This is a genomic window from Nocardia cyriacigeorgica, assembly GCF_005863245.1.
Taxonomy (GTDB): Bacteria; Actinomycetota; Actinomycetes; order Mycobacteriales; family Mycobacteriaceae; genus Nocardia; species Nocardia cyriacigeorgica_C.
This window is the reverse complement of record NZ_VBUT01000004.1, coordinates 313,140-333,866: the sequence shown is the minus strand read 5'-3', so window position 1 is coordinate 333,866 and position 20,727 is coordinate 313,140. Positions and strand designations below refer to the sequence as shown.

The 20,727-nt window shown below is 68.0% G+C and carries 20 protein-coding genes; 9 read left to right on the top strand and 11 right to left on the bottom strand.

Annotated features, from left to right (window positions below; all coding sequences use genetic code 11):
- Positions 1 to 60: 60 nt before the first annotated feature.
- The 3 genes from FEK34_RS11525 to FEK34_RS11515 all read right to left on the bottom strand — a co-directional run bounded on the left by FEK34_RS11525 (position 61) and on the right by FEK34_RS11515 (position 4,467).
- Positions 61 to 2,058: a galactan 5-O-arabinofuranosyltransferase gene (locus FEK34_RS11525; protein WP_212748741.1), complete on the bottom strand. Its 1,998-nt coding sequence runs from the start codon at positions 2,056 to 2,058 to the stop codon at positions 61 to 63.
- A 154-nt stretch (positions 2,059 to 2,212) separates the two neighbouring features.
- A complete protein-coding gene (locus FEK34_RS11520) occupies positions 2,213 to 2,992 on the bottom strand; it encodes a decaprenylphospho-beta-D-erythro-pentofuranosid-2-ulose 2-reductase (protein ID WP_138447833.1) in 780 nt (259 codons plus the stop codon).
- A complete protein-coding gene (locus FEK34_RS11515) occupies positions 2,989 to 4,467 on the bottom strand; it encodes an FAD-binding oxidoreductase (protein ID WP_138447832.1) in 1,479 nt (492 codons plus the stop codon). The genes FEK34_RS11520 and FEK34_RS11515 overlap by 4 nt, the downstream gene beginning before the upstream one ends.
- A gap of 135 nt (positions 4,468 to 4,602) precedes the next feature.
- On the opposite strand from FEK34_RS11515, the gene FEK34_RS11510 reads away from it, so the two are divergent.
- On the top strand, positions 4,603 to 5,061 hold the full coding sequence (locus FEK34_RS11510; RefSeq protein WP_283206590.1) for a GtrA family protein: 459 nt from the start codon (positions 4,603 to 4,605) through the stop codon (positions 5,059 to 5,061).
- 12 nt (positions 5,062 to 5,073) lie between these two features.
- On the opposite strand, the gene FEK34_RS11505 is transcribed toward FEK34_RS11510, so the two are convergent.
- A complete protein-coding gene (locus FEK34_RS11505) occupies positions 5,074 to 5,673 on the bottom strand; it encodes a pyridoxamine 5'-phosphate oxidase family protein (protein ID WP_138447831.1) in 600 nt (199 codons plus the stop codon).
- A 341-nt stretch (positions 5,674 to 6,014) separates the two neighbouring features.
- Positions 6,015 to 6,497, bottom strand: coding sequence for a hypothetical protein (locus FEK34_RS11500; protein ID WP_138447830.1), 483 nt, complete (start codon positions 6,495 to 6,497; stop codon positions 6,015 to 6,017).
- 240 nt (positions 6,498 to 6,737) lie between these two features.
- Here FEK34_RS11500 and FEK34_RS11495 point away from each other — a divergent pair, with 240 nt between their 5' ends.
- Both FEK34_RS11495 and FEK34_RS11490 read left to right on the top strand, forming a co-directional pair.
- On the top strand, positions 6,738 to 7,298 hold the full coding sequence (locus tag FEK34_RS11495; RefSeq protein WP_138447829.1) for a DUF4282 domain-containing protein: 561 nt from the start codon (positions 6,738 to 6,740) through the stop codon (positions 7,296 to 7,298).
- Between the two features lie 97 nt (positions 7,299 to 7,395).
- A complete protein-coding gene (locus FEK34_RS11490; protein ID WP_249359001.1) occupies positions 7,396 to 8,274 on the top strand; it encodes a helix-turn-helix domain-containing protein in 879 nt (292 codons plus the stop codon).
- Between the two features lie 68 nt (positions 8,275 to 8,342).
- Here the strand turns inward: FEK34_RS11490 and FEK34_RS11485 are convergent, their stop codons facing one another.
- On the bottom strand, positions 8,343 to 8,897 hold the full coding sequence (locus tag FEK34_RS11485; protein ID WP_138447828.1) for a dTDP-4-dehydrorhamnose 3,5-epimerase family protein: 555 nt from the start codon (positions 8,895 to 8,897) through the stop codon (positions 8,343 to 8,345).
- 2 nt (positions 8,898 to 8,899) lie between these two features.
- Positions 8,900 to 9,772 carry a glucose-1-phosphate thymidylyltransferase RfbA gene (rfbA, locus tag FEK34_RS11480; RefSeq protein ID WP_138447827.1) on the bottom strand — a complete coding sequence of 291 codons (873 nt, stop codon included), beginning with the start codon at positions 9,770 to 9,772 and terminating at the stop codon, positions 8,900 to 8,902.
- Between the two features lie 362 nt (positions 9,773 to 10,134).
- On the opposite strand from rfbA, the gene FEK34_RS11475 reads away from it, so the two are divergent.
- A complete protein-coding gene (locus tag FEK34_RS11475) occupies positions 10,135 to 11,121 on the top strand; it encodes an alpha/beta hydrolase (RefSeq protein WP_249359000.1) in 987 nt (328 codons plus the stop codon).
- 170 nt (positions 11,122 to 11,291) lie between these two features.
- Here the strand turns inward: FEK34_RS11475 and FEK34_RS11470 are convergent, their stop codons facing one another.
- On the bottom strand, positions 11,292 to 11,996 hold the full coding sequence (locus tag FEK34_RS11470; protein ID WP_138447826.1) for a hypothetical protein: 705 nt from the start codon (positions 11,994 to 11,996) through the stop codon (positions 11,292 to 11,294).
- A 303-nt stretch (positions 11,997 to 12,299) separates the two neighbouring features.
- On the opposite strand from FEK34_RS11470, the gene rfbB reads away from it, so the two are divergent.
- Positions 12,300 to 13,310 (top strand): dTDP-glucose 4,6-dehydratase, encoded by a 1,011-nt coding sequence (gene rfbB / locus FEK34_RS11465; protein ID WP_138447825.1) that lies wholly within the window; start codon positions 12,300 to 12,302, stop codon positions 13,308 to 13,310.
- A gap of 49 nt (positions 13,311 to 13,359) precedes the next feature.
- Here the strand turns inward: rfbB and FEK34_RS11460 are convergent, their stop codons facing one another.
- Together FEK34_RS11460 and FEK34_RS11455 are read right to left on the bottom strand one after the other, a co-directional pair.
- Positions 13,360 to 14,994, bottom strand: coding sequence for a DUF2142 domain-containing protein (locus FEK34_RS11460; protein ID WP_138447824.1), 1,635 nt, complete (start codon positions 14,992 to 14,994; stop codon positions 13,360 to 13,362).
- Positions 14,991 to 15,953 (bottom strand): glycosyltransferase, encoded by a 963-nt coding sequence (locus FEK34_RS11455; protein ID WP_138447823.1) that lies wholly within the window; start codon positions 15,951 to 15,953, stop codon positions 14,991 to 14,993. The genes FEK34_RS11460 and FEK34_RS11455 overlap by 4 nt, the downstream gene beginning before the upstream one ends.
- 101 nt (positions 15,954 to 16,054) lie before the next feature.
- Between FEK34_RS11455 and FEK34_RS11450 the strand changes: the two genes are divergently transcribed.
- The 3 genes from FEK34_RS11450 to FEK34_RS11440 all read left to right on the top strand — a co-directional run bounded on the left by FEK34_RS11450 (position 16,055) and on the right by FEK34_RS11440 (position 19,514).
- On the top strand, positions 16,055 to 16,579 hold the full coding sequence (locus tag FEK34_RS11450; protein ID WP_171048144.1) for a GtrA family protein: 525 nt from the start codon (positions 16,055 to 16,057) through the stop codon (positions 16,577 to 16,579).
- A 138-nt stretch (positions 16,580 to 16,717) separates the two neighbouring features.
- Positions 16,718 to 18,628 (top strand): glycosyltransferase, encoded by a 1,911-nt coding sequence (locus tag FEK34_RS11445; protein WP_432760950.1) that lies wholly within the window; start codon positions 16,718 to 16,720, stop codon positions 18,626 to 18,628.
- A 193-nt stretch (positions 18,629 to 18,821) separates the two neighbouring features.
- The gene (locus FEK34_RS11440) at positions 18,822 to 19,514 is read left to right on the top strand and encodes a hypothetical protein (RefSeq protein ID WP_249358996.1); all 693 of its coding nucleotides are present in this window, start codon (positions 18,822 to 18,824) and stop codon (positions 19,512 to 19,514) included.
- A gap of 32 nt (positions 19,515 to 19,546) precedes the next feature.
- On the opposite strand, the gene FEK34_RS11435 is transcribed toward FEK34_RS11440, so the two are convergent.
- Positions 19,547 to 20,353 carry a hypothetical protein gene (locus FEK34_RS11435; protein ID WP_138447822.1) on the bottom strand — a complete coding sequence of 269 codons (807 nt, stop codon included), beginning with the start codon at positions 20,351 to 20,353 and terminating at the stop codon, positions 19,547 to 19,549.
- A gap of 197 nt (positions 20,354 to 20,550) precedes the next feature.
- Between FEK34_RS11435 and FEK34_RS29945 the strand changes: the two genes are divergently transcribed.
- A complete protein-coding gene (locus FEK34_RS29945) occupies positions 20,551 to 20,700 on the top strand; it encodes a hypothetical protein (protein WP_171048142.1) in 150 nt (49 codons plus the stop codon).
- Positions 20,701 to 20,727: the final 27 nt, after the last annotated feature.

Here is a 20,727-nt window from a genome sequence, read left to right as displayed (position 1 = left end):
AGCCCACCGTACCCAATCACCCTGAACCGGAGCTGACAAGCCGGATCCGGTCGGCCGAGCTCACCGCGCGACGGTGACCAGCGTGAACGGACCGATATCGGTGCTGGTGAAGCGCGGATCCTCGAACAGCGAGCTGGGGAAGGAGACGGTGTAGCGGCTCACATTCGGGTCGTTCGGATAGACGTCCTTTGCGAGCCTCAGCGTGTAGTCCTCGCCGCTGCGCCGGAACAGGAACGCATCCGGGGCGCGCCACGGTGCCGCAGCCATCGCGTCGAGCAGTTCCTGCGGTGATTCCAGCTCGCTCCACGCTTCGATCGCCGCCGCGCGTTCGGCGAATTCGGCGAGCGGGTTGGCGTAGTGCGAGGTCAGGCCCTGGAAACCGAAGTACGGGTAGTAGGCGAGGAAGCTGGTGTCGGCGGTGAGCAGCACCGTCTCCGACCGGGGACGCCCGGTCTGCGCGGTGAGCGCGGCGTCGATCTCGCGGTAATAGGCCACCGCCGACGGATCGCGCTGGTCGGCGCGGACGCCGTCGCCATCGGTATCGGTGTAGGCGGTGGTGATCTCCGGCGCCAGCACCCGCGGAATGTCCTGGGTGAAGGCCAGCGCCCCGACCAGCGCCACCACGACCGCCACGATCCGGAACCGCTCCGGCTCGTTGAACGCCTGATACGCCGCCCGCGCGCCCTCCACGAAACCGAACGCCCCGGCCGCCGCCAGCAGCACCAGCAGAATCGGTTCCAGCCGGAACGACAGCAGCGTCGTCCCCGCGACGGTCGCCAGCATCGACAGCAGCGACCACAGATACACCGCGAGCACGCCGATCCCGAGCGCCTGCGCCCGCCGCGACGACCCGGCCCGCAGCACCAGCCAGATCGTGCCGATCAAACAGAACCCGCCGCGCAGCGAGAACTCCACCATCGGGAACGGCAGCTCCGCGCCCGCTTCGGGCAGATAGTGGAACGCCGTCCCGCCGCTCGGCCAGGTCCCGCCGAGCAGTTCCAGCAGGAACGGCAGGTACACGGTGAGTGCGATGAGCCCGGCGATCGCGCCGATGACGACGAGGCGCGCGAGTGGAGCCAGCGCCGCCCGCCACGTCCCGCCTTTGGGCTCGACACTCAGGTCAGTGCCGGACCGCGCTCCGACAGCGGCACGCCGCCGTGAGCGCCCCTCCGCCCGCCGCGCCCACACCGCGTACCCCGCCGCGACCAGCGCCATCAACGTCACCGCGAACGCCGCGAACGCCAGATACAGCGTGTAGAACGTCGCCGCCACCCCGAGGAACAACCCGGTGCCGATCACCGCACCCCAGCCCCCGGCGGTGCCGCGCTGGTCGGCGGGCCGATGCAGCGCACCCCAGGCCAGCACCAGCACCGGCGGCAGCAGCACCGCGATGACGGCGCCGTAGGCCTCCGGTGAGGCATAGGCGACGCCGAACGCCGTCACCGCCGCCGTCACCGCGACCGCCCAGTCCGCGCGGATCAGCTCCGACCACAGCACCAGCGAGATCACCGCGGCCACCGCGATCGAGGCGATGGCGTAGGGCTTGAAGACCTCCCAGCCGTCCATGCCGAGCACATTCGCCACCCGGCCGCCGATCCAGAACCATCCGGCCGGATAGAACGGCGGCAGATCCGCGTAGGTCATATCCCGCAGCGCGGCGCTGTCGGTGAGCCTGGTCAGGTATTCGGTCCGGAACTCCTGGTCGACGGAGACACCGAACAGGTACAGCTTCGTCGCGGCCAGCGGCATGCCGAGCGTCACCGTGACGAACGCCGAAATCCCCGCCCACGACAACAGTTTCGCCAGCCCGAGCTTGCTCTTGCGCCGGATCAGCACGATCGACGCGACCAACAGCACGGCCGAAGCGACCTGCCCGACCGTCGTCAACGCCCGAGTCACATTGGAGGAGTTGAACGCGGGCCACTGCACCAGCGAAAACGCGTACAACCCGATGGCCGACACACCGGCCGCGACCAGCGTGGCCACCGCCGCCTGCCCCAGCCCGCCCCCGATCCGGCGCACCAACTGCCCCGACCGCACTTCGTCGTTCGTTGTCATCGGCGCGCCCAACCTCCGGCTCCTACTCGTCCGCCCGCACGTCCGGGCCAGCCTAGTGGAGCCCGCGTCATCATCCGATGTGCCTCGAATAGGACAGTGAAACCGGGCGGCATCGGAGCCGGGGCCGCAGTCGACCCGGCTCCGAATCAGTCGCTCACATCGGGAGTTTGCGGAAGATCGGGCGCGGGATGTGGCGCAGCACCGACATCAGGTAGCGCACCTGGCCGGGGGCCCAGATGAGTTCCTTGCCCTTCTGCGAGGCCTCGACCGCGAGGGCGGCGACCTCTTCCTTGTCGACGGTGAACGGCGCTTCCTTGGCGCCGGTCGCCTTCCAATGCTCGAGCGTGGTGGTGGTGCGCACCTGGCCCGGCCGGATGACGAGCACGCGCGGGCCGTACGGGCGCAGCGCCTCGCCGAGGCCGAGGTAGAACCCGTCCAGGCCGGCCTTGGTGGAGCCGTAGACGAAGTTGGAGCGGCGCACCCGCTCGCCGGCGACCGAGGACATGGCGATGATGCGGCCGTAGCCCTGCGCCTTCATCTTCTCGCCGACCAGCACGCCGACCGACACCGCCGCGGTGTAGTTGATGCCGACGACCTGCACCGCCTTGCGCTGGTTCTGCCACAGCTGTTCGGCATCACCGAGAACGCCGAAGGCGACGATGGCGACATCCACGTCGCCGCCGTCCCAGGCCTGATCGATCACCTTGGGGTGGCTGTCGGTGTCGAGCGCGTCGAAATCGATGACGTCGACCTTTTCGGCCCCGGCCGCCTTCATCTGCGCCACCGCGGTGTCGCGCAGCGGATCGTTCGGCAGGGTGGCCAGGATGATCCGCGCGGCGCCCTTCTTCAGGTACTCGGCACAGATCGCCAGCCCGATCTCCGACGTTCCGCCGAGCAGCAGGATGGTCTGCGGGTTGCCTACTGCGTTGATCACTGGAGCTCCAGCCTCCTGGCCATATCGGACATGAAAACGCCTGTGGGGTCGACACTGCGGCGGATCTGGATCCACTCGTCGATGCGCGGGTACATCTTGTGGAAGGTCTCGGCGGTGGTGCGCGAATCCTTCGCGGTGTAGAGCCGCCCGCCGAATTCCAGGACGCGCTTGTCGAGTTCGGTGACCAGCTCGTTGAGGCCGGGCCGGATCGGGAAGTCGACGCAGATGTTCCAGCCGGGCATCGGGAAGCTCAGCGGAGCCTGGTTGCCGGGGCCGAACAGTTTGAAGACGTTGAGCGCGGAGATATGCCCGGACGCCTGGATGTCGATGATGATCCGCTTGAACTCCTCGACCGCCTCGGTCGGCACCACGAACTGGTACTGGAGGAAGCCGGCCGGGCCGTAGGCCCGATTCCACTCCGCCACCATGTCGAGCGGGTGATAGAACTGGGTCAGGTTCTGCACCTTGCCGGTGTAGGTACCGCCCATGGCGTAGTACGCCTCGCCGACCGCGCCGAGGGTCAGCTTGTTGGCCGTCCAGCTCGGGAAAATGTTGGGCACGGTGAGCAGCTGCGGTGCGTCGAACTTCAGCGGGTTCTTGCGCAGCTTCTTGGGCAGTTCGTCGACCTTCGCCAGGCGGCCACGGGTCAGGCACGCCCGGCCGAGCTTGGGCAGCGGGTTCATCACGTCGAACCACGCACTCGAGTACGTGTAGTTCGCCTCGCTCCCATCGCTGTGCACCGCGATGGTCTCGTCCAGTGTCCTGGTCTTGACGCCGTCGTTGAGGAAGTACGCGGTCTCGGTCGGAATCATCTCGATCGTCGCGCGCAGGATGATGCCGGTCAGGCCGTTGCCGCCGACCGTCGCCCAGAACAGTTTCGCGTTCTTCTTCGGCGAGACGGTCTGCACCTGCCCGTCGGCGGTGAGCAGGTCGATGGAGCGGACGTGATTGCCGAAGCTGCCTTCGGAGTGATGGTTCTTGCCGTGGATGTCGGAGGCGATGGCGCCGCCGATGGTGACCTGCCTGGTGCCCGGTAGCACCGGGACCCACAGGCCGAACGGCAGCGCCGCCTTCATCAGCTGGTCCAGGCTCACGCCACCGTCGACGTCGACCATGTGGGTGTCGCCGTCGATGCGGTGGATGCGGTTGAGCGCGGTCATGTCGACGACGAGGCCGCCCCCGTTCTGCGCGTGGTCGCCGTAGGAGCGGCCGAGCCCGCGCGCGATGACGCCGCGGCGCAGGTGGGCGGGCTTGCCGTCGTTGTCCTCGGCGACCATGGCCACGGCCTTGGCGATCAGCTCCGGATCGCTGGTCGAGAGCACTTCGGCGGATGTTGGTGCGGTGCGACCCCACCCGGTGAGCGTCCGGGTGCGCGTCGGTAGATCGAACGCGCGGCCCGCGCCGTTGGTGGCGGCGGGAACGCTGTCATCACCGGTCGTCGTGGTGGGGGTCGTAGCTTTCGTGGACATCGGCATAGAGGCTACAGGTATCGCCGAGCGGGCGGCCGGGGTCGCCGTACCCGCCGGTATGGCGTCGGCCACGCGCCCGTGAAGCGGGCCGGCGGTTGTGCTCGGGTGCGCGGTGGGCGCGGGCCGCGTCCATATAGTCTCGTGCGCGTGAGTGCCGAACCCCATCTGCCGCTTCCGGTCGAGCTTCCGCTGGTCGACGAGCCGGGCGGTACCAATGTGGATCTGAAGACGCAGGTCATCAGGTTCGGTGTGACCGGCGGGTTGTCGGCCATCGTCGACTTCGGCCTGTATTCCCTGCTGTACGCGGTGGGGCTGCACGTCAGCCTGGCCAAAGCGGTCGGCTTCATCGCCGGCACCACCACCGCCTACGTGATCAATCGGCGCTGGACATTCCAAGCGCCGCCGAGCCGGGCCCGGTTCATCGCGGTGGTCGCGCTGTACGCGGTCACCTTCGCAGTACAGGTCGGTCTCAACTGGGTGATGTACCAGGCACTGCCCGACACCTGGTGGCGGTTGCCGCTGGCCTACGTCGTCGCGCAGGGCACCGCCACCGTGATCAACTTCGTGGTGCAGCGGATGGTCATCTTCAAGATCGACTAGAGCCCGGCCCGTTCAGCTCTCCACCAGCGACTCCGCCTTGACGCCGAAATAGTCACCGCCCTTGGCGCGCACGCTGTCGGTACCCCATTCCCGCTGCTCACGGGTGGCGGGCACCAGATGCGGTATATGCTTGCGGCAGTGGATATAGGCCTCTTCGACGTCGACCACCACCCACAGCTGGGCCTCGCGCCCGCGGCGGCTCGGCGGCAGGCCGGGCACCCCGGCGCGCAGCGCGACATCGTCGACGATGCGGGCCGAGCCGTTGATGTGCAGGCCGATCAGGTCGCGCATGAAGTCGATCAGCAGGATGCCGATGTGCGGGTTGGTGTGGATGTTGCCGAGGCTGGCCAGCACGCCGTTGCCCCGGTACTCCGGGTAGGCGAGCGTCTGCTCGTCGATCACGTGCAGAAATCCCGGTTCGCCCGCCCGGAAGCTGGCATCGCATTCGCCGCGAGCGTCGGCGGTGGCGATGAACGCCATATCCATCCGGCCGACGAATTCGATCATCTGGTCGTTGAGCCGGTCGCGGACCTGGTCGTCGTAGAAGCGCCGGGCCCGGTCCTGGGTGCCGTGACGTTCCTGTAGTTCGTGCTCGCCGTCGCTGCCGCGCATGCGCGCCCCCTGAGATAGCCGGATTCGAGACCGTCGAGGCTCCTCGTCGAACCAGCGACTTAAAACGAAAGCTGGTCAATTTTATCCGGCAAACGCCCGGTTGCGGAGCGGAATGCGTCCAGTCCGGGTCGGCGAATCCCTAGCTCGCCCAAGGTTTTCCGGGCATCGACAAAACAGACTGGTTCGTTCGATTCTCGGCGCCGGGTTACCGCGCGGCGAACCTCCCCGCGCGCAAGGGCTTTCGTGGTACGGCAAAGACCCCGTCGGGGGAAACGACGGGGTCGGTGTCTGCCGTGTGCTGTTGTCTATGGGACGGTCTCGTCCGTGCTACTCGTGCCGGCTCAGCAGGCGACGCTGGTGAGCTGTCCGCGCTTGCGGGCCGCGGCGGCCCGGACGGCGGCGCTGATCGCGACCACCGGCGGCACCCAGCGGGCCTCGCCGGGGGCGATGCCCCAGCAGGCCGACCCGGCCGAGAGCTGCGTCGGCGGCAGCGGGATGCTCGCACCGTCGGTGTGGACGGTGGCCCCGGCCTCACGCAGCGCCTCGATCGCCATGGCAGCCTTGCGGGCGCCGGTGACGAGGTGGATCTCGCGACGCTCGGTCCCCGGGATCTCGATCACCGGTCCGGACAGGTTGTTGGCACGCAGGAAGCGACGGACCTCCGCGGCCAGCTCCCCACTGACCTCGATGGCGGACAGGTCGTCATCGGTGATCAGGCACAGACCGTTGGCCGTTTCGGCGACCGTCCAACCGCGCTGGGTGTAGTCCTGCGCGGCTGCGGACATGGCGTCCGCCGAGACGGAAGTCGGAAACGTCGTGCGCACTGTCTTCTCCATTCCCCGTTACAGATCAGGTCCTGCATTCATGGTTCGTATCGAGGGCAGGTGCCCGAAGCGTTACGGGATTCCGCGAATTTTTCACAACTGTCGGATTCGTCTCATTTACCGGCGAGTAATAGCGATCGGTGCTAGAGCGCCCGGCGCCCGGTTTCGCGGCCGCCACCGGGGCAGATGTGACGAGGTCGGGGCTGGTTTCCGGGGCCGGGAGCGGGAAGGATTCCCGGCATGAGTGATGAGTCCGACCGCACCGAGTCGCCACAACCGGACGACCTGGAGGCCGAGTCGCGCTGGATCACCTGGCGCTCGACGGCGGCGCGCCGGTTCACCGGGGGCGCCACCGAAGAGGAGACCTCGCCCGAGCCGTTCGTCAGCAGGCGCGCGTTCCGGCAGTGGTGCGCCGACGCCGTGCGCGGCCTGCTCGATGTGCAGTTCCGCAGGCCCGTCACCCGGACGCTGCTGCCGCTGGCCTATCTGCTCGGGCTGCTGTTCGCCATCGGTATCCCGATCGCGCTGACGGTGCTGATGTGGCAGGTCTCGGCGCTGCTCGGCATCTTCGCCGCGTTGATCGCGGTGCCGCTGGGGCTGAGCATCGCCGCCTCGGTGCGGCTGGTGCTGGAGTTCCTGGTGAACGCCTCCCGGCTGGCCACGCGGGTCGAGCACATCAGCGACCTGGCCGACGACCTGTTCCAGGCACTGTCCGATGTGGCCGAGCCGGTCAACCAGCTCTCCGAAGACGTTCGCGCGGTGCAGTTCTGGCGGTTCCGCCGCGGCGGCTTGCGTAAGTGAGTGTCCTGGAAGCGACACCTGTCCTACCTGTGACATCCCTGGTATTGCCGTCGGGTTTCGTTGTGGAACAATGCCGTTCGTCTAACTAGGGGGAACATTGGCAGCACAGGGGACCACCGGCTCGACCATGCCGAGGCGGCGCCTCGGCAGGCAACTGCGCGATCTGCGCAACCGGGCCAGGATGACCACGCGCGCCGCGGCGCAGCAATTGGAGTGGTCGGAGGCCAAGATCTGGCGCATCGAAACCGGGCAGACCTCGCTGCGCGGCCTGGATGTGGAGGCCATGTGCAAGGTGTACGGGGCGCCACCGGAGGCCGTCGGCCCGCTCACCGCGCTGGCCAAGGAGACCAAGGCCCGCGGGTGGTGGACCGGTTACAGCGACGTCATCGGTGAGGGATTCGAGGTCTACATCGGGCTGGAAGAGGCAGCCTCGCGGCTGTTCGCCTACGAGGACCAGCTGATTCCCGGCCTGCTGCAAACCGAGGACTATGCCCGCGCGCTGCTGCGGGCCGCGCGCCCTGAGCTATCGGATTCCGATATCGAGCGCCGGGTGCGGCTGCGGATGGCCCGCCAGCCCCTGCTGACCAGGGACGAGTCGCCGCTGCGGCTGGACGTGTTGATCGGCGAGGCGGCGCTGTGGCGGCCGCTCGGCGATCGCTCGGTGACGGCAGGCCAGCTCGACCACCTACGGCTGATGTGCGAACTACCCAATGTGCGCATCCAGGTGGTGCCCTCCGACGCCGAATACCACCGCGGCATCGAATCGGGGCCGTTCGTGCTGCTCGAATTCCCCGCGCCCGACCCGGCGGACGGTGCGCCCGAGCCGCCGGTGGTCTACGTGGAGGCGTTCACCGGGCCGGTCTACCTGGACAAAACGCCCGATATCGACCGGTACCGCGCGGCGTTCGACAGCATCCGATCGGCGGCGATCGACGCGCGCACGGCGATCGACGACGCGCGCGCGAACTGCCGCTGAGCGCAGCGGTTTCGCGTTACCTGCCCGCCGAAGGGCTTGCCGGCCTGCGCTTGTGACGCAGGACCGGGTCAGAGGTCGGCCAGCCGTGGCGCGGCGGCGTCCTTCGGCGAACGCAGATAGGTGATCGGGCGGCCGTCGCGATCGGTGCGCGGCCAGTCGATGGCCAGCTGCGGATCGAAAGCGTCCAGATCATGGTCGAATTCGGGGGAGTACTCCAGCGAGCACAGGTAGGTGACGGTGGAATCGTCGGCCAGCGACAGGATCGCGTGACCGAGCCCCTCGGACAGGAACACCGAACGGCGATCCACATCGTCGAGCACGACGCTGTCCCAGCGCCCGAAGGTCGGCGAGCCCGCGCGCAGATCCACCACCACATCGAGGAACGCCCCGCGCACGCAGCTCACGTATTTGGCCTGGCCGGGCGGGTTTTCGGTGTAGTGGATGCCGCGCAGCACGCCGGCCGCCGACACCGAGGTGTTGACTTGGAGCAGATCGAAGCGGCGGCCGGTGGCCTTCTCGAACTCCGAGGCCTTGAACGTCTCGGCGAAGGTGCCGCGCTCGTCGCCATGCAGGCGCGGGGTGAACACCCACGCGCCCGGGATCGACATCTCCTGGATCCGCATCCTCACCAGCCTCGTCCGCGCTCGAGCAGATCGAGCAGATAGCTGCCGTACCCGGACCGCACCAGCGGGTCGGCCAGCGCGCACAGCTGTTCGTCGTCGATGTAACCCATCCGCCAGGCGACCTCTTCGGGCACACCGATCTTGAGGCCCTGGCGTTCTTCGATGGTGCGCACGTAGTTGGCGGCGTCCAGCAGCGAGTCGAAGGTGCCGGTGTCCAGCCACGCGGTGCCGCGTGCGAGCACGTCGACGCGCAGCTTGCCCGCCTCCAGGTAGGCCCGGTTGATATCGCTGATCTCGTATTCCCCGCGTGCGGACGGGCGTAGGCCGCGGGCGATCTCCACGACATCGTTGTCGTAGAAGTACAGGCCGGGGATCGCGTAGTTCGAGCGCGGAACTTTCGGCTTCTCCTCGATGGATACCGCACGGCCGCCGGTGAATTCGACGACGCCATACGCGCTCGGATCCGAGACCCGGTAGGCGAACACCGCGCCGCCGTCCAGGCCGGCGAAGCGATTCAGGCTGGTGCCGAGGCCCGGGCCGTGGAAGATGTTGTCGCCGAGCACCAGAGCCGCGCAGTCGGTGCCGATATGGTCGGCGCCGAGGACGAAGGCCCTGGCCAGGCCGTCGGGTTCGGGCTGGACGACGTAGTCGATGGTGATGCCGAACTGGGTGCCGTCGCCGAGCAGGCGCCGGAACGACTCCGCGTCCTCCGGGGTGGTGATCACCAGGATCTCGCGGATCCCGGCCAGCATCAGCGTGGACAGCGGGTAGTAGACCATCGGCTTGTCGTAGACCGGGACCAGCTGCTTGCTGACACCGCGCGTGATCGGGTGCAACCGGGTCCCGGTGCCGCCGGCCAAGATGATTCCGCGCATGTCTGCACAGTCTGCCAGGGCAGAACCGGACAAGGGCGACCGGCCATCGGGGGATATGGGCGACCGGTGGCCTGCCGGCCGGCGACGAACCTCTGCTCGGGCGTGGACCACGGCCGGTCCAGGCTTCGGGGAGATTCCGAGTGCTGTTCGAAACGGTTACGGCGTGCGGGTACCAGGTATGGGGAACAGCGGATTCGGGCACTGTTGTTGCACGAATAACGGTCACGCGGTGTGCCGGGGCCGCGAGTTGTGAAACGTACTCGCTTCTGAACCGCCGGGTGGTCGGAGTGAACGTCAGCGTCGACGCTCATCCGGGCTGCTGTCCGGCCGGGGCTCGACGCTCCAGCGGAGGCAGGTGCGCGATGGGTGCGACTAAAGAACCAGGGATCGTGGTCAATCCAGGCGGCCCGAGTGCGCCAGGACGGGTCTTCGAGGCGGCCTTCCGCGGAGTGGTGCGACCGGTCCTGCGCAGCTTCCCGATCAACCGGATGACCCTGCCCGTCGGCGCCGCGCTGATCGACGGCCTGTCGATGCTGCGCCCGGAACCCGCCGGCATCGACCGCGAGCTGGTCAAGATGAAGGGTTTCCGGATGGAGATCGTGCGCCCCGCCGGAGCGTCGCGGGCGCTGCGGCACGGTGCGGTGCTGTATTTCCACGGCGGCGGCTTCGCGATCTGCGGCATCCGGACCCACCGGCCCGTCGCTGCCGGACTCGCGCGCCGGACCGGGCTGCCGGTGGTGAACGTCGAGTACCGGCAGCTGCCCGGTACCCGGATCACCGAGTCGCTGGCCGACTGCCTGGAGGCCTATCGCTGGTTGCTGCGGCACCGGGTCGATCCCGCGCGCATCGTCATCGCAGGCGATTCGGCAGGCGGTCTGCTGGCCTTCTCCACCGTGCTCGCCGCACAACAGGCGGGGCTGCCCGCACCGGCCGGGATTCTCGGGCTGAGCCCGCTGCTGGATCTCGATTACGCCGCGAAAAGCGCGTACGAGAAAACCGCGCGCGACGCCTACATCCCGCTGGCGGCGCTGACCGCGGTAGTGCGGCTCGGCGGCGAGGTCGCGGGCGTACTCGATCCGAAGCTCTCCCCGGTCAACGCGAACCTGACCGGGCTGCCTCCGGTGCTGCTGATCGCGGCCGAACAGGAGCTGCTGCGCTTCGACAGCGAGTTGATGGCGCGGCGGCTCACCGCGGCGGGCGTGCCGAACTCGCTCGAGCTGTGGCGCGGCACGGTGCACGATTTCATGAGCATCGCGCCGAATCTGCCGGAGGGCCGGGCGGCCTTGGCCCGCGCCTCACGATTCATCCGGGCCCGAATCGAACAGGCCGAGCAGGTGCGTACCGCGTGAACCGTATGTAAACAATTCCGCACAGTCGGCGAATCAGTCGGGCGGAAATCCGCCGGGAATGTGATCCGAAATACCTACCGTAATTTCGGGGCAAATATTCGGCGATCACCGCAGAGACCCCGCCCGGTCGGAACCGGACGGGGTCACCTGCTGTAGGGAACGCCGGGGAATTACTTGGCCGGCGGGTTGAACGGCTGGTTGATGGTGGTGAAGTACTGGATCGCGGCGCCGATCGCGACGGGCGCGGTGATCAGGATCTGGCCGGCCAGGGTGCCGAGCGCGCCGACGGCGAGGATGCCGCCGATGCAGCCGACCGCGGCGGCCGGGATGAACGGGCCGAACAGGCCGACGATGGTGGCCGAGGCGACGGTGGCGCCGGCGATGCCGCCGAGCACACAACCGACGGCCGCGCCGCCGATGCCGCCGACCAGGGTGGCGATGGTGGCGCCGGTGCTGATGGTGTCCTTCATCCGGTTGAAGGCGTCCTTCTCCCGGTCATAGGGGGTCTTCCAGTTGGCCTGGTCCTCGAACGGCAGGGCGACCGGCTTGTAGACGGCCTTGGCCATGTCCAGCTGCGGGGTCAGGGTGGCGGTGCGGCCGGAGATGTCGGCGGCGATCGGGAACTCGAAATCGTCCACCCGGAACGACAGCGGGGTTCCGGCCAGCACGGTGCCGTTGCTCGCCTTCACCTTGAAGGTGTTGTCTTCGACGACCAGCGAGCCGGCATCGGTGGTGATGATCGTCGACGAATCGGTGCTCTGCGCGGTGAAGTTGACGGCGGTCTCGGTGGCGGGCGCGGCGTTGACGGTGCCTGCCGTGACGCCGAGCGCGGCGATCACGAGCGCCGAAGTCGCGGCGAATTTCCTCATCAGCATTTCTGGAACCTCGATGTAAAGCGTTCGGAGGGGACGAAATGATCGAAATGGAATACAGCTAACGGTGGGTGAACCGGCTGTGTCCGTTCGTTCAAATTCTGTTCACCGGAGGAGCGTTTACCGCGGTGCGGTTCTGGAAATGTGTACGTCTGGGCGGAGTTTCCAGGGATTTCGCGGAGCCGGCTTTTCGCTGGATCGGCAGGCAAAGCGAGCAAGGCCACACTCATATGTCTGGGCTATCTTCGCAATTCGCCCACGCCCGCGGTGCCCGGAGCCCGCCCGAGGCGACGTAAGGTAAGTGGGGTGCGATTGCTGGTAACCGGCGGTGCCGGGTTCATCGGGGCGAATTTCGTCCAGCAGACCGTGACCGAGCGGCCCGACGTCACGGTAACCGTGCTCGACGCGCTTACCTACGCTGGGAACAGGGCCTCGCTCGAGCCCGTCGCCGACCGCATCGACTTCGTGCACGGCGACATCTCCGACCTCGATCTGGTCGACGAACTGGTCAGCGGCGTCGACGCGGTGGTCCACTTCGCCGCCGAATCACACAACGACAACTCGCTGACCGAGCCGTGGCCGTTCGTGCAGACCAACATCATCGGCACCTACTCGCTGTTGCAGGCCGTGCGCAGGCACGATGTGCGCTACCACCACGTCTCCACCGACGAGGTATACGGCGACCTGGACGCCGCCGACCCGGCCTTCACCGAGCAGACCGCCTACAACCCGTCCAGCCCGTACTCGGCCACCAAGGCCTCGAGCGATCTGCTGGTGCGGGCCTGGACCCGCTCGTTCGGGGTGCGCGCCACCCTGTCGAACTGCTCCAACAACTACGGCCCGTACCAGCACGTGGAGAAGTTCATTCCGCGCCAGATCACCAATCTCATCGACGGGGTGCGGCCGCGGCTGTACGGGGCGGGCCATCAGATCCGGGACTGGATTCACGTCGAGGACCACAACCGCGCGGTCTGGGATGTGCTCGAACGCGGCCGGATCGGGCAGACCTACCTCATCGGCGCCGACGGCGAACTCGACAACAAAACCGTTGTGCGGCTGATCCTGGAGGCGTTCGGCCGCGATCCGGACGATTTCGATCACGTTACCGACCGGCCCGGCCACGATCAGCGCTACGCCATCGATGCGAGCCTGTTGCGCGAGGAGCTCGGCTGGCGGCCCCGCTACGCCGATTTCCGGGCCGGGCTCGCCGACACCATCGCCTGGTACCGCGCGCACGAGGACTGGTGGCGTCCGCACAAGGAGCGCACCGAACGCGCCTACGCGGCGGCCGGCGAGACGACGATCAGCCCCAACTGAGGCCTTCGCGTGCGCGGCCCGGCAAGACGGCTGGGCCGCGGCGGGACGCTCAGCCCCAGACCACTACGTAGTACTTGATGGCCGCCGCGGCCAAGGCGATCGTCGTCGCCGCCATGATGGTGACCGGTGCCGCCCGGCCCGGCGCCTTACCGCCGACACCGGTGAGCCGCAATGGCATCCAGCGCAGCAGCACCGCGAAGGTGAGGATGGCCAGCGGCACGAAGTAGCGGCCCTGCACGCCGTCGATGATGTAGAAATCGACCGGCGTGAACGACATGTAGAGCGTCACGTAGATCATCGCGACGCTCGCCGCCATCGTCAGCGCGACGATGAGGGTGCGCCGGAAATCCGGGGCCGTCATCCGCTCGGCGATCCCGAGCCCGACCGCGAACGCCAGCAGGCACGTCACGATCGACATGGCGGGCACATCCACGTAACCGAAGCCGAGCTCGCCGAAGAACTCGGTGAACCACTCCTGATCGCGGCGGGCGATGCTCTCGCCGAAGACGCCGAGGAAACCGATCGGGTCACCGAGGATGTTGCTGAGCTGTTCGCCCGGATTCACCGTGTACCACTGGTGCCGCGGCCGCATCAGGCTCATGCCGTCGCCGGTCGGGGCGGCGATCTTCATCCACACCGCGAACCCGGCTGCGCCGATGGCCGCGCACAGCCACGGCAGCCGGCGCAGCAGGCCGGAGAATCCGAAGCGCTTGGCCGGGACCAGCACCACCAGCATGGCGAGCAGCACGTAGGTCGGCTTGCTCAACGGCAGCAGCACCGTCGCGGCGAGCAGCGCCGTCGTCTCCACCCGGCCCAGTCCCCGACCCAGGAACAGCGCCTTGACCAGCAACGCCGACACCATGATGGCCAGCGCGTTGGTCATCGTGTCGGCCGTGACGGTGCCCGCCTGGAACACCGCGATCGGCAGCAACGCCACGCTGAACGCCAGCCACTGCACGCGATAGTTACGCAACGACCACAGCGCGAACCCGACCACGACGAGGTAGGCGAGCAGCCCGGCGAGCCGGGTCAGCAGCACCATGCCACCGGCGTCCAGGTTCAGCAGGGTGGCCAGCCGGATGCCGATCGCGGCGGGCACATAGGGCACCGGGGAGTAGGCGGCGGTATTGGTGAACCAGATCGTCTTGTGCTCGGCGGTCACCTCGGCGCCGCCGACGCGGTCGTAGCCGCCGGGATCGGCGACCATCGGGCCCGGCTCTTCCGGGTTGTCGTTGTAGTCGCGGAAGGAGTAGCCCATCAGCGCGTCGATGGCTGCGGGCGCCTGGCCGCCGTAGGCGACGCCGCGATCGTCATCGATTTCCTGCGGCAGGAACCCACCGTGCGCCACCTGGTAGGCGCGGCCGAATTGGGTGATCTCGTCGTGGCCCCAGAACGGCGGGGTGATCACCGCGAAGACGGCGCCGAACAGGGTCGCGAGGATGGTGAAGGCGAGGGTGGCCGCGCCGAACCTGGCGATCAGGGTGTCGGCGGTGCGGCGCAGGGGGTTCGTGGCCGACGAGGACTTCTCGGTCGCCGGCTCGGCGGCCGGGGTCGCCGGAGCGTCGGCGGATGCCCGCTCGGTGGTCGCCGGGGCCGAGGCGTCGCCCGCGGAGTCTGTCGCTGTGATCTCGGGGTCGACCGGCTCCTCGCGGTCCGCGGATTTCCGGTCGGCCGAGGTGGTCAACGCCCGGCCTCGCCGGGACGCGGGTCCTCCCCGGGAGCCGAATAGCGCAGGTAGACCAGCCGCGCCGTCTCATGCCTGGACCGGCGGATGCCGTCGAGGATCATGCCCGCGGTCCAGGCCAGGCTGCCGAGCAGCAGCAGGGTGAAGGCGAGGAACAGCGTCGGGAAACGCGGCACGGTATGCGAATCGTAGAACTCGATGACGATCGGAATGGTCAGGATCACCGACACCAGCCAGCTCAGCGTGCCGAACAGACCGAAGAAGGCGACCGGCCGCTCATGCCTGGCCAACCCGATGATCAGCGCGAGGATCTTGAAACCGTCGTGGTAGGTGCGCAGCTTGCTCTCGCTGCCGGCGGGGCGGTCACGGAAACCCACCGGTACCGAGGTCTGCGGCACCCGCAGATGCAGCGAATGCACCGTCAGCTCGGTCTCGATCTCGAACTCGCGCGATACGGCGGGGAAGCTCTTGACGAAGCGGCGGGAGAACACCCGGAACCCGCTCAGCATGTCCTCGACGTTCTCGCCGAACACCTTGCCGACGACGCCGTTGAGCACCTTGTTGCCGGTCTCGTGGCCCGCCCGGTACGCCGAGGCGCCCTCGTCCTGCTTGCGCACACCGAGCACATGGTCGTAGGGGCCGTCGAGCAGCGTCTTGATCATCAGCGGCGCGGCCGACGCCTCATAGGTGTCGTCGCCGTCGATCATCAGATACACATCGGCCTCGATGTCGGCGAAGGCGCGGCGAACCACATTGCCCTTGCCCTTGGTGTTCTCGTACCGCACGATCGCACCGGCTTCGCGGGCGCGTTCGGCCGTGGCGTCGGTGCTCAGGTTGTCGTAGACGTAGACGACGATGCCCGGCACGGCGGCCTGCAGGTCGGTGACGACCTTGGCGACCGAAGCCTCTTCGTTGTGGCAAGGGACCACGGCGGCAATGCGAAGCTCGGTGGGATCCACCCGGGTCAATCCTCGAGGTCGGCTGTGAATGGGAACACCGGGAGATTACAGGTGCGCGCGGGCAAACGCCCCAGCGAGGTGCCTGCGGTACCGTCGCCCGAGTGTCACCCAGTGAGCCGACGAGTCCCGCGCCGCGGTCAGCGCCCGCGGCACCCGCGTCGTTGACCGGCAAAGTGTTCACCGCGCTGCGTCAGGGCAGTGCGTTCCTGGTGGTCGGCGCGATCGGTTTCCTGGTCGACGCCGGCACCTACAACCTGCTGGTGTTCTGGGGCGGGGAGGGTGTGCTCTATCACGCGCCGCTGCCCGCCAAGATCATCGCGATCGCGGTCGCGACGGTGGTCACCTACTTCGGCAACAAGTGGTGGACCTTCGCGCACAAGAAGACCGACAATCCAGGGCGCGAGTACCTGCTGTACGCGGTGTTCAACGTCATCGCGATCGGCTTGCAGCTGGGCTGCCTGGGCTTTTCCCGCTACGTGCTGGACCTGTCCAGCGCGCTGTCGGACAACATCTCCGGCACCCTGATCGGCCAGATCGTGGCCGTGGTGTTCCGCTACTGGGCCTACGACAAGTTCGTCTTCGTCGGCAAGAGCGCCCCCGCTCCGGAACGGGTCGGCGCCGAATGAGCGGGGTTATCCGACCGGAGGGCCGGGTATCGACTCGGCGGGCTTACGGCGTGTGCGATTGATATCCTCGCTCCCGCCGCGAACCGTATCCGGGGACATGTCTGTCCCGTCGGCACAATGAGGAATTTCGAGGACTTCATGGACCAGTCGGCTACCCAGGCCGTTACCGAAACGAACGATCGTGCGGAGATCGCTCCGGACGCGTTGCGTGTCGCCTCCCACCCGGCGCCGGATCGACTGGTGCTGCAACGAGGGATCTTCACCGGCCCGTCGCCGAAGGTCAGCGATGAGCTCTACGCCGTGGTCAAGGGCCGCTCGACGCGGGAGCGGCAGACGCTGCGGCTGGAGAAGGGCGCGCTCGCGCACACCAACACCTACTTCGGGCGGTTCGCGGCCAGCTACTGGCAGCGCTGGACCACCGTCACCGCCGTCGAGGCGACGATGACGCTGGAGGTGGCGAACAAGGCGCGGGTGCGGCTGGTCGCCTCCGATATCGCCGGGCACCGGCGCATCATCGCCAGCGCCGACGTCGAGGCCAGCGGCCCGCTGACCCTGTCCGCGCCGCTGGACCAGTACGTCGACGGCGGGGCGCTCTGGCTGGAGTTCGACGCGGTCGGCGCCGAACTCGGCATCTCCGAACTCACCTGGACCACCGCCGCGCCGGAACGGGTGCGCCCGGTCGCCATCGCCATCTGCACCTTCAACCGGGCCGAGGACTGCGCGCACACCGTCGCCGCGCTGGCCTCCGATCCCGTCGTGCTCTCCGCCATCGACGCGGTCTACGTGGTCGACCAGGGCACCGACCTGGTGCAGGACCGGCCGCTGTTCCAGCAGACGCTGCCCGTCTTCGGCGACAAGCTGCGCTACATCCGTCAGCCCAACCTGGGCGGGGCCGGCGGTTTCACCCGCGGGCTCTACGAGGTGTCCGGCGCCAACGAGCACGCCGACGTCATCCTGATGGACGACGACATCCTCTGCGAACCGGAAACGGTGTTGCGGCTCAACGCCTTCGCGAATCTGACGGTGGAACCGACGCTGGTCGGCGCGCAGATGCTGTTCCTGCTCAACCCCGATTACCTCAATGTCGGCGCCGAGGAAGTGCATCTGGACAAGCTGATGCACGGGCAGAAGGTGCCGAAGGCATTGCGCAACACCAGCATGCTGAAGAAGAACCAGGAACGGCGCGTGGACGCCGGCTACAACGCCTGGTGGACCTGTCTGATCCCGGCCGAGGTGGTGAAGAAGATCGGGCTGCCGATCCCGATCTTCTTCCAGTGGGACGACGTCGAATACGGCGTCCGCGCCCGCGAGCACGGCTTCGTCACGGTGACGCTGCCCAATGCCGCGGTCTGGCACGCCGATTTCTACTGGAAAGACTTCGACGACTGGGCCCGCTACTTCAGCACCCGCAACTCGCTGATCGTGTGCGCCATGCACACCGATCTCGACGGCAAGGCCATCACCCGCCAGCTGTTCCGCAACCTGGCCGAACACCTGGTGGCCATGCAGTACGGCCTCGCGCACACCACCTTGCAGGGCATCGAGGACTTCCTGCGCGGCCCGCAGGTGCTGCGCGACGGCGGTATCGAGGCGCTGGCCAAAGCGCGCACCAGCCGCGGCGAATACGCCGAGACGATGAAACATCCGGCAGCGACCCCGCCGGTACCCTCGGCCGACATCCAGATCCGGCGGGCAGGCGGTGAGCCGAGCCGGCTGCTCGCGGTGCTGGTCAAACGTGCCATCACGCAGTGGACGGGCCGCACCCAGCACGGCATCGTCGGCGTCACCCGCGAGGACGCGCACTGGTGGCATGTGTCGCTGTTCGACCACGTCGTCGTCACCGACGCCTCCCAATCCGGTGTGCGAGTTCGCCGCCGCGACAAGGCGACCGCGCGCAAACTGCTCCTGCGCACCATCCGGGTGCTGCGCAGGCTGCGCCGCGAACTGCCCGCGCTGCAACAGCAGTACCGGGCGGCGATGCCGGAGTTGACCAGTCGCGAGAACTGGGAGCGGCTGTACGGGTTCGACGGGAGTTCCGAGGCGCGCTGAGTGCCGGACTCGTCGGCGATGGCCGGATGACAACGGGTTCGAGCTCGCCCGAGATGGGTAGGTACTAGTGAGCCCGCGGCGCTGGACGGCGGCCGGGGCATCAATATGACGACGCCGGCCTGCCGCTCGACATGAGGCACCGGCGAAACCTCGGTAGGGTGCGCGTGCACGTTGCCGATCTCGGGAGGAATCGATGAGTTATCCGGGGGCGCCGCAGGCGCAGCCTGTGCCAGGTCAGCCGCAGTTCGGGGGTGCGCCGCAGTACGCGCCGCCGGGCGCTCCGCCATACGGTCAGCCGCCGATGGGGCATCCGGCGCCCGGACAGCCGATGCCCGGCCGTCCGCCGATGCCGAATGGCGCGCCGCCGTTCCCGCAGGGCGGGCCGTACGGTCAACCGCCGCAGGGCATGCCGCCGCAGGGCCGTCCACCCATGCCCAACCAGCCGCCGATGCCTTACGGCGCTCCGGGCGCGCACGCTCCGGCCGCCGGCCAGGGCATGCCGGGCGATCCGCCGGGCCTCACCGTCGACGCGTCCTACACGCCGATGGCCTTCCTGCTCGCCATCACCAAGCCGAAGATCATCGTCAACGGCCAGCAGGTGCCCAACACCCGCTGGGGCGCCAACCACATCCCGGTCGGCCCCGGCCAGCACCACGTCAAGGTCAGCACCCCCTGGCTGTTCGACATGGGCCCCGCCACCACCGCCGTCCCCGTAGCCGAAGGCCAGCCCGCGCGCCTCTACTACCGCGCCCCCGCCCTCATCTTCCTCAACGGCGCCATCGGCCCGGTCCCCCAGAAGACCCCCGGCATGGTCTTCGTCTACATCTCCTGGGCCTGCGCCGCGCTGATGTTCCTGATCGCCCTGCTTCCTCTGCTCATGCTCTAGAGCCGCTGCGGTCGGTCCGGGAGCCGGCGCAGTTACGGGCAGCCGTCGAACGCTGCCCGCACCCTGCGCTGCAGGTCGAGAGCTTCCGGGTTCTCCGGATCCTTCTCGCCTGCAGTGCCGGCGTACCCGCAACCCGCGACATGCACGCTCCCGCCGGAAGTACCAGGAAGGTGCCACCACAGAAACAGCGGGTGCTCGGGTGTCGGTCCGACGGCCTCGATCACCGCGGCGATATCGGCATAGGCCGACGCTGCGTCGCGCACACCGACCGACATGTAGGACAGCTGCCCGTTCTCGATGGTCAGCGCGGTCACGCTCACCGGCAGGCTGGTGAGTTGATCGCCGATCTGCCGCTCACGCTCGGCGCTGAACGGGAAGTCGACCCGCCACATGGGCTCATTACCGGCGGGCATCACCTCGACTTTCACCGGTTCGTCCCCCAGCGCCGCCCGCACGGCCGCCAGCGACTGCGCCACCGGCGGCGCTTCGCGGATGTCGATCGAGCTGCCCGTGTTGCGAAACCAGCTGATGTCCGCCCCGGGCAGCGCCCCGCCGATCTGCCTGATCAGGCGGGTGTCGGCCCCGAGCTGCTCCGGATCCAGCCGCTCCCCGCGAGTAAGTTTGATTCCCTTGCCCACCGTGAAGTCTGCCGACTGGTCGTATCCGTCGAAGTAGTCGCCCTTGATCTCGTTGATCCGCCGAGCAACTGCGGCGACCTGCCCCTCGGTCGCCGCGAGCATCCGGACCGATAGATCCAGCACCGCCCCGTGCGTGATGTTGTTGGAGTACGACGCGGAGAACAATTCGACGCCGGGCATGGCACTGATCTCGGCATCCAACTGCTTCACCTGTGTCGGCCGCCCAGGCAATCCGGTGCACCCGACAGCAACGAACACCATCGCAACCACAGCAGACACCCACGCCGCAAGCTTGATCCTCCCCATACCGAAATACTGCCGCACAAACCCACGATGTGCCGCCGATTGCGCAGCTCCGCGGGCTTGGGAGACCTCTCCGACCACAGGGAATACTCGCGATGAGCACACTGGAAGAATTCGACGCGAAGCTTCGCGCCACTCGGAAGACCAGCGAATACAAGTCCGATTACCGAGCCTGCGAACTAGCGCATGAGCTCGAACAGCAGACCCGGCGGGTGCGGGAAGAGCCTCGTGACCCAGGGCCGTGACGGCCGAACGCCACGGTCCGCTGCTGC

What these genes read in the sequence shown, in the direction of transcription:
- FEK34_RS11525 (WP_212748741.1), bottom strand. Translation starts at nt 2,058, where the DNA reads ATGACAACGAACGACGAAGTGCGGTCGGGGCAGTTGGTGCGCCGGATC.
- FEK34_RS11515 (WP_138447832.1), bottom strand. Translation starts at nt 4,467, where the DNA reads ATGCCGATGTCCACGAAAGCTACGACCCCCACCACGACGACCGGTGAT.
- FEK34_RS11505 (WP_138447831.1), bottom strand. Translation starts at nt 5,673, where the DNA reads ATGCGCGGCAGCGACGGCGAGCACGAACTACAGGAACGTCACGGCACC.
- FEK34_RS11495 (WP_138447829.1), top strand. Translation starts at nt 6,738, where the DNA reads ATGAGTGATGAGTCCGACCGCACCGAGTCGCCACAACCGGACGACCTG.
- FEK34_RS11485 (WP_138447828.1), bottom strand. Translation starts at nt 8,897, where the DNA reads ATGCGGATCCAGGAGATGTCGATCCCGGGCGCGTGGGTGTTCACCCCG.
- rfbA (WP_138447827.1), bottom strand. Translation starts at nt 9,772, where the DNA reads ATGCGCGGAATCATCTTGGCCGGCGGCACCGGGACCCGGTTGCACCCG.
- FEK34_RS11475 (WP_249359000.1), top strand. Translation starts at nt 10,135, where the DNA reads ATGGGTGCGACTAAAGAACCAGGGATCGTGGTCAATCCAGGCGGCCCG.
- FEK34_RS11470 (WP_138447826.1), bottom strand. Translation starts at nt 11,996, where the DNA reads ATGCTGATGAGGAAATTCGCCGCGACTTCGGCGCTCGTGATCGCCGCG.
- FEK34_RS11445 (WP_432760950.1), top strand. Translation starts at nt 16,718, where the DNA reads ATGGACCAGTCGGCTACCCAGGCCGTTACCGAAACGAACGATCGTGCG.
- FEK34_RS11440 (WP_249358996.1), top strand. Translation starts at nt 18,822, where the DNA reads ATGAGTTATCCGGGGGCGCCGCAGGCGCAGCCTGTGCCAGGTCAGCCG.
- FEK34_RS29945 (WP_171048142.1), top strand. Translation starts at nt 20,551, where the DNA reads ATGAGCACACTGGAAGAATTCGACGCGAAGCTTCGCGCCACTCGGAAG.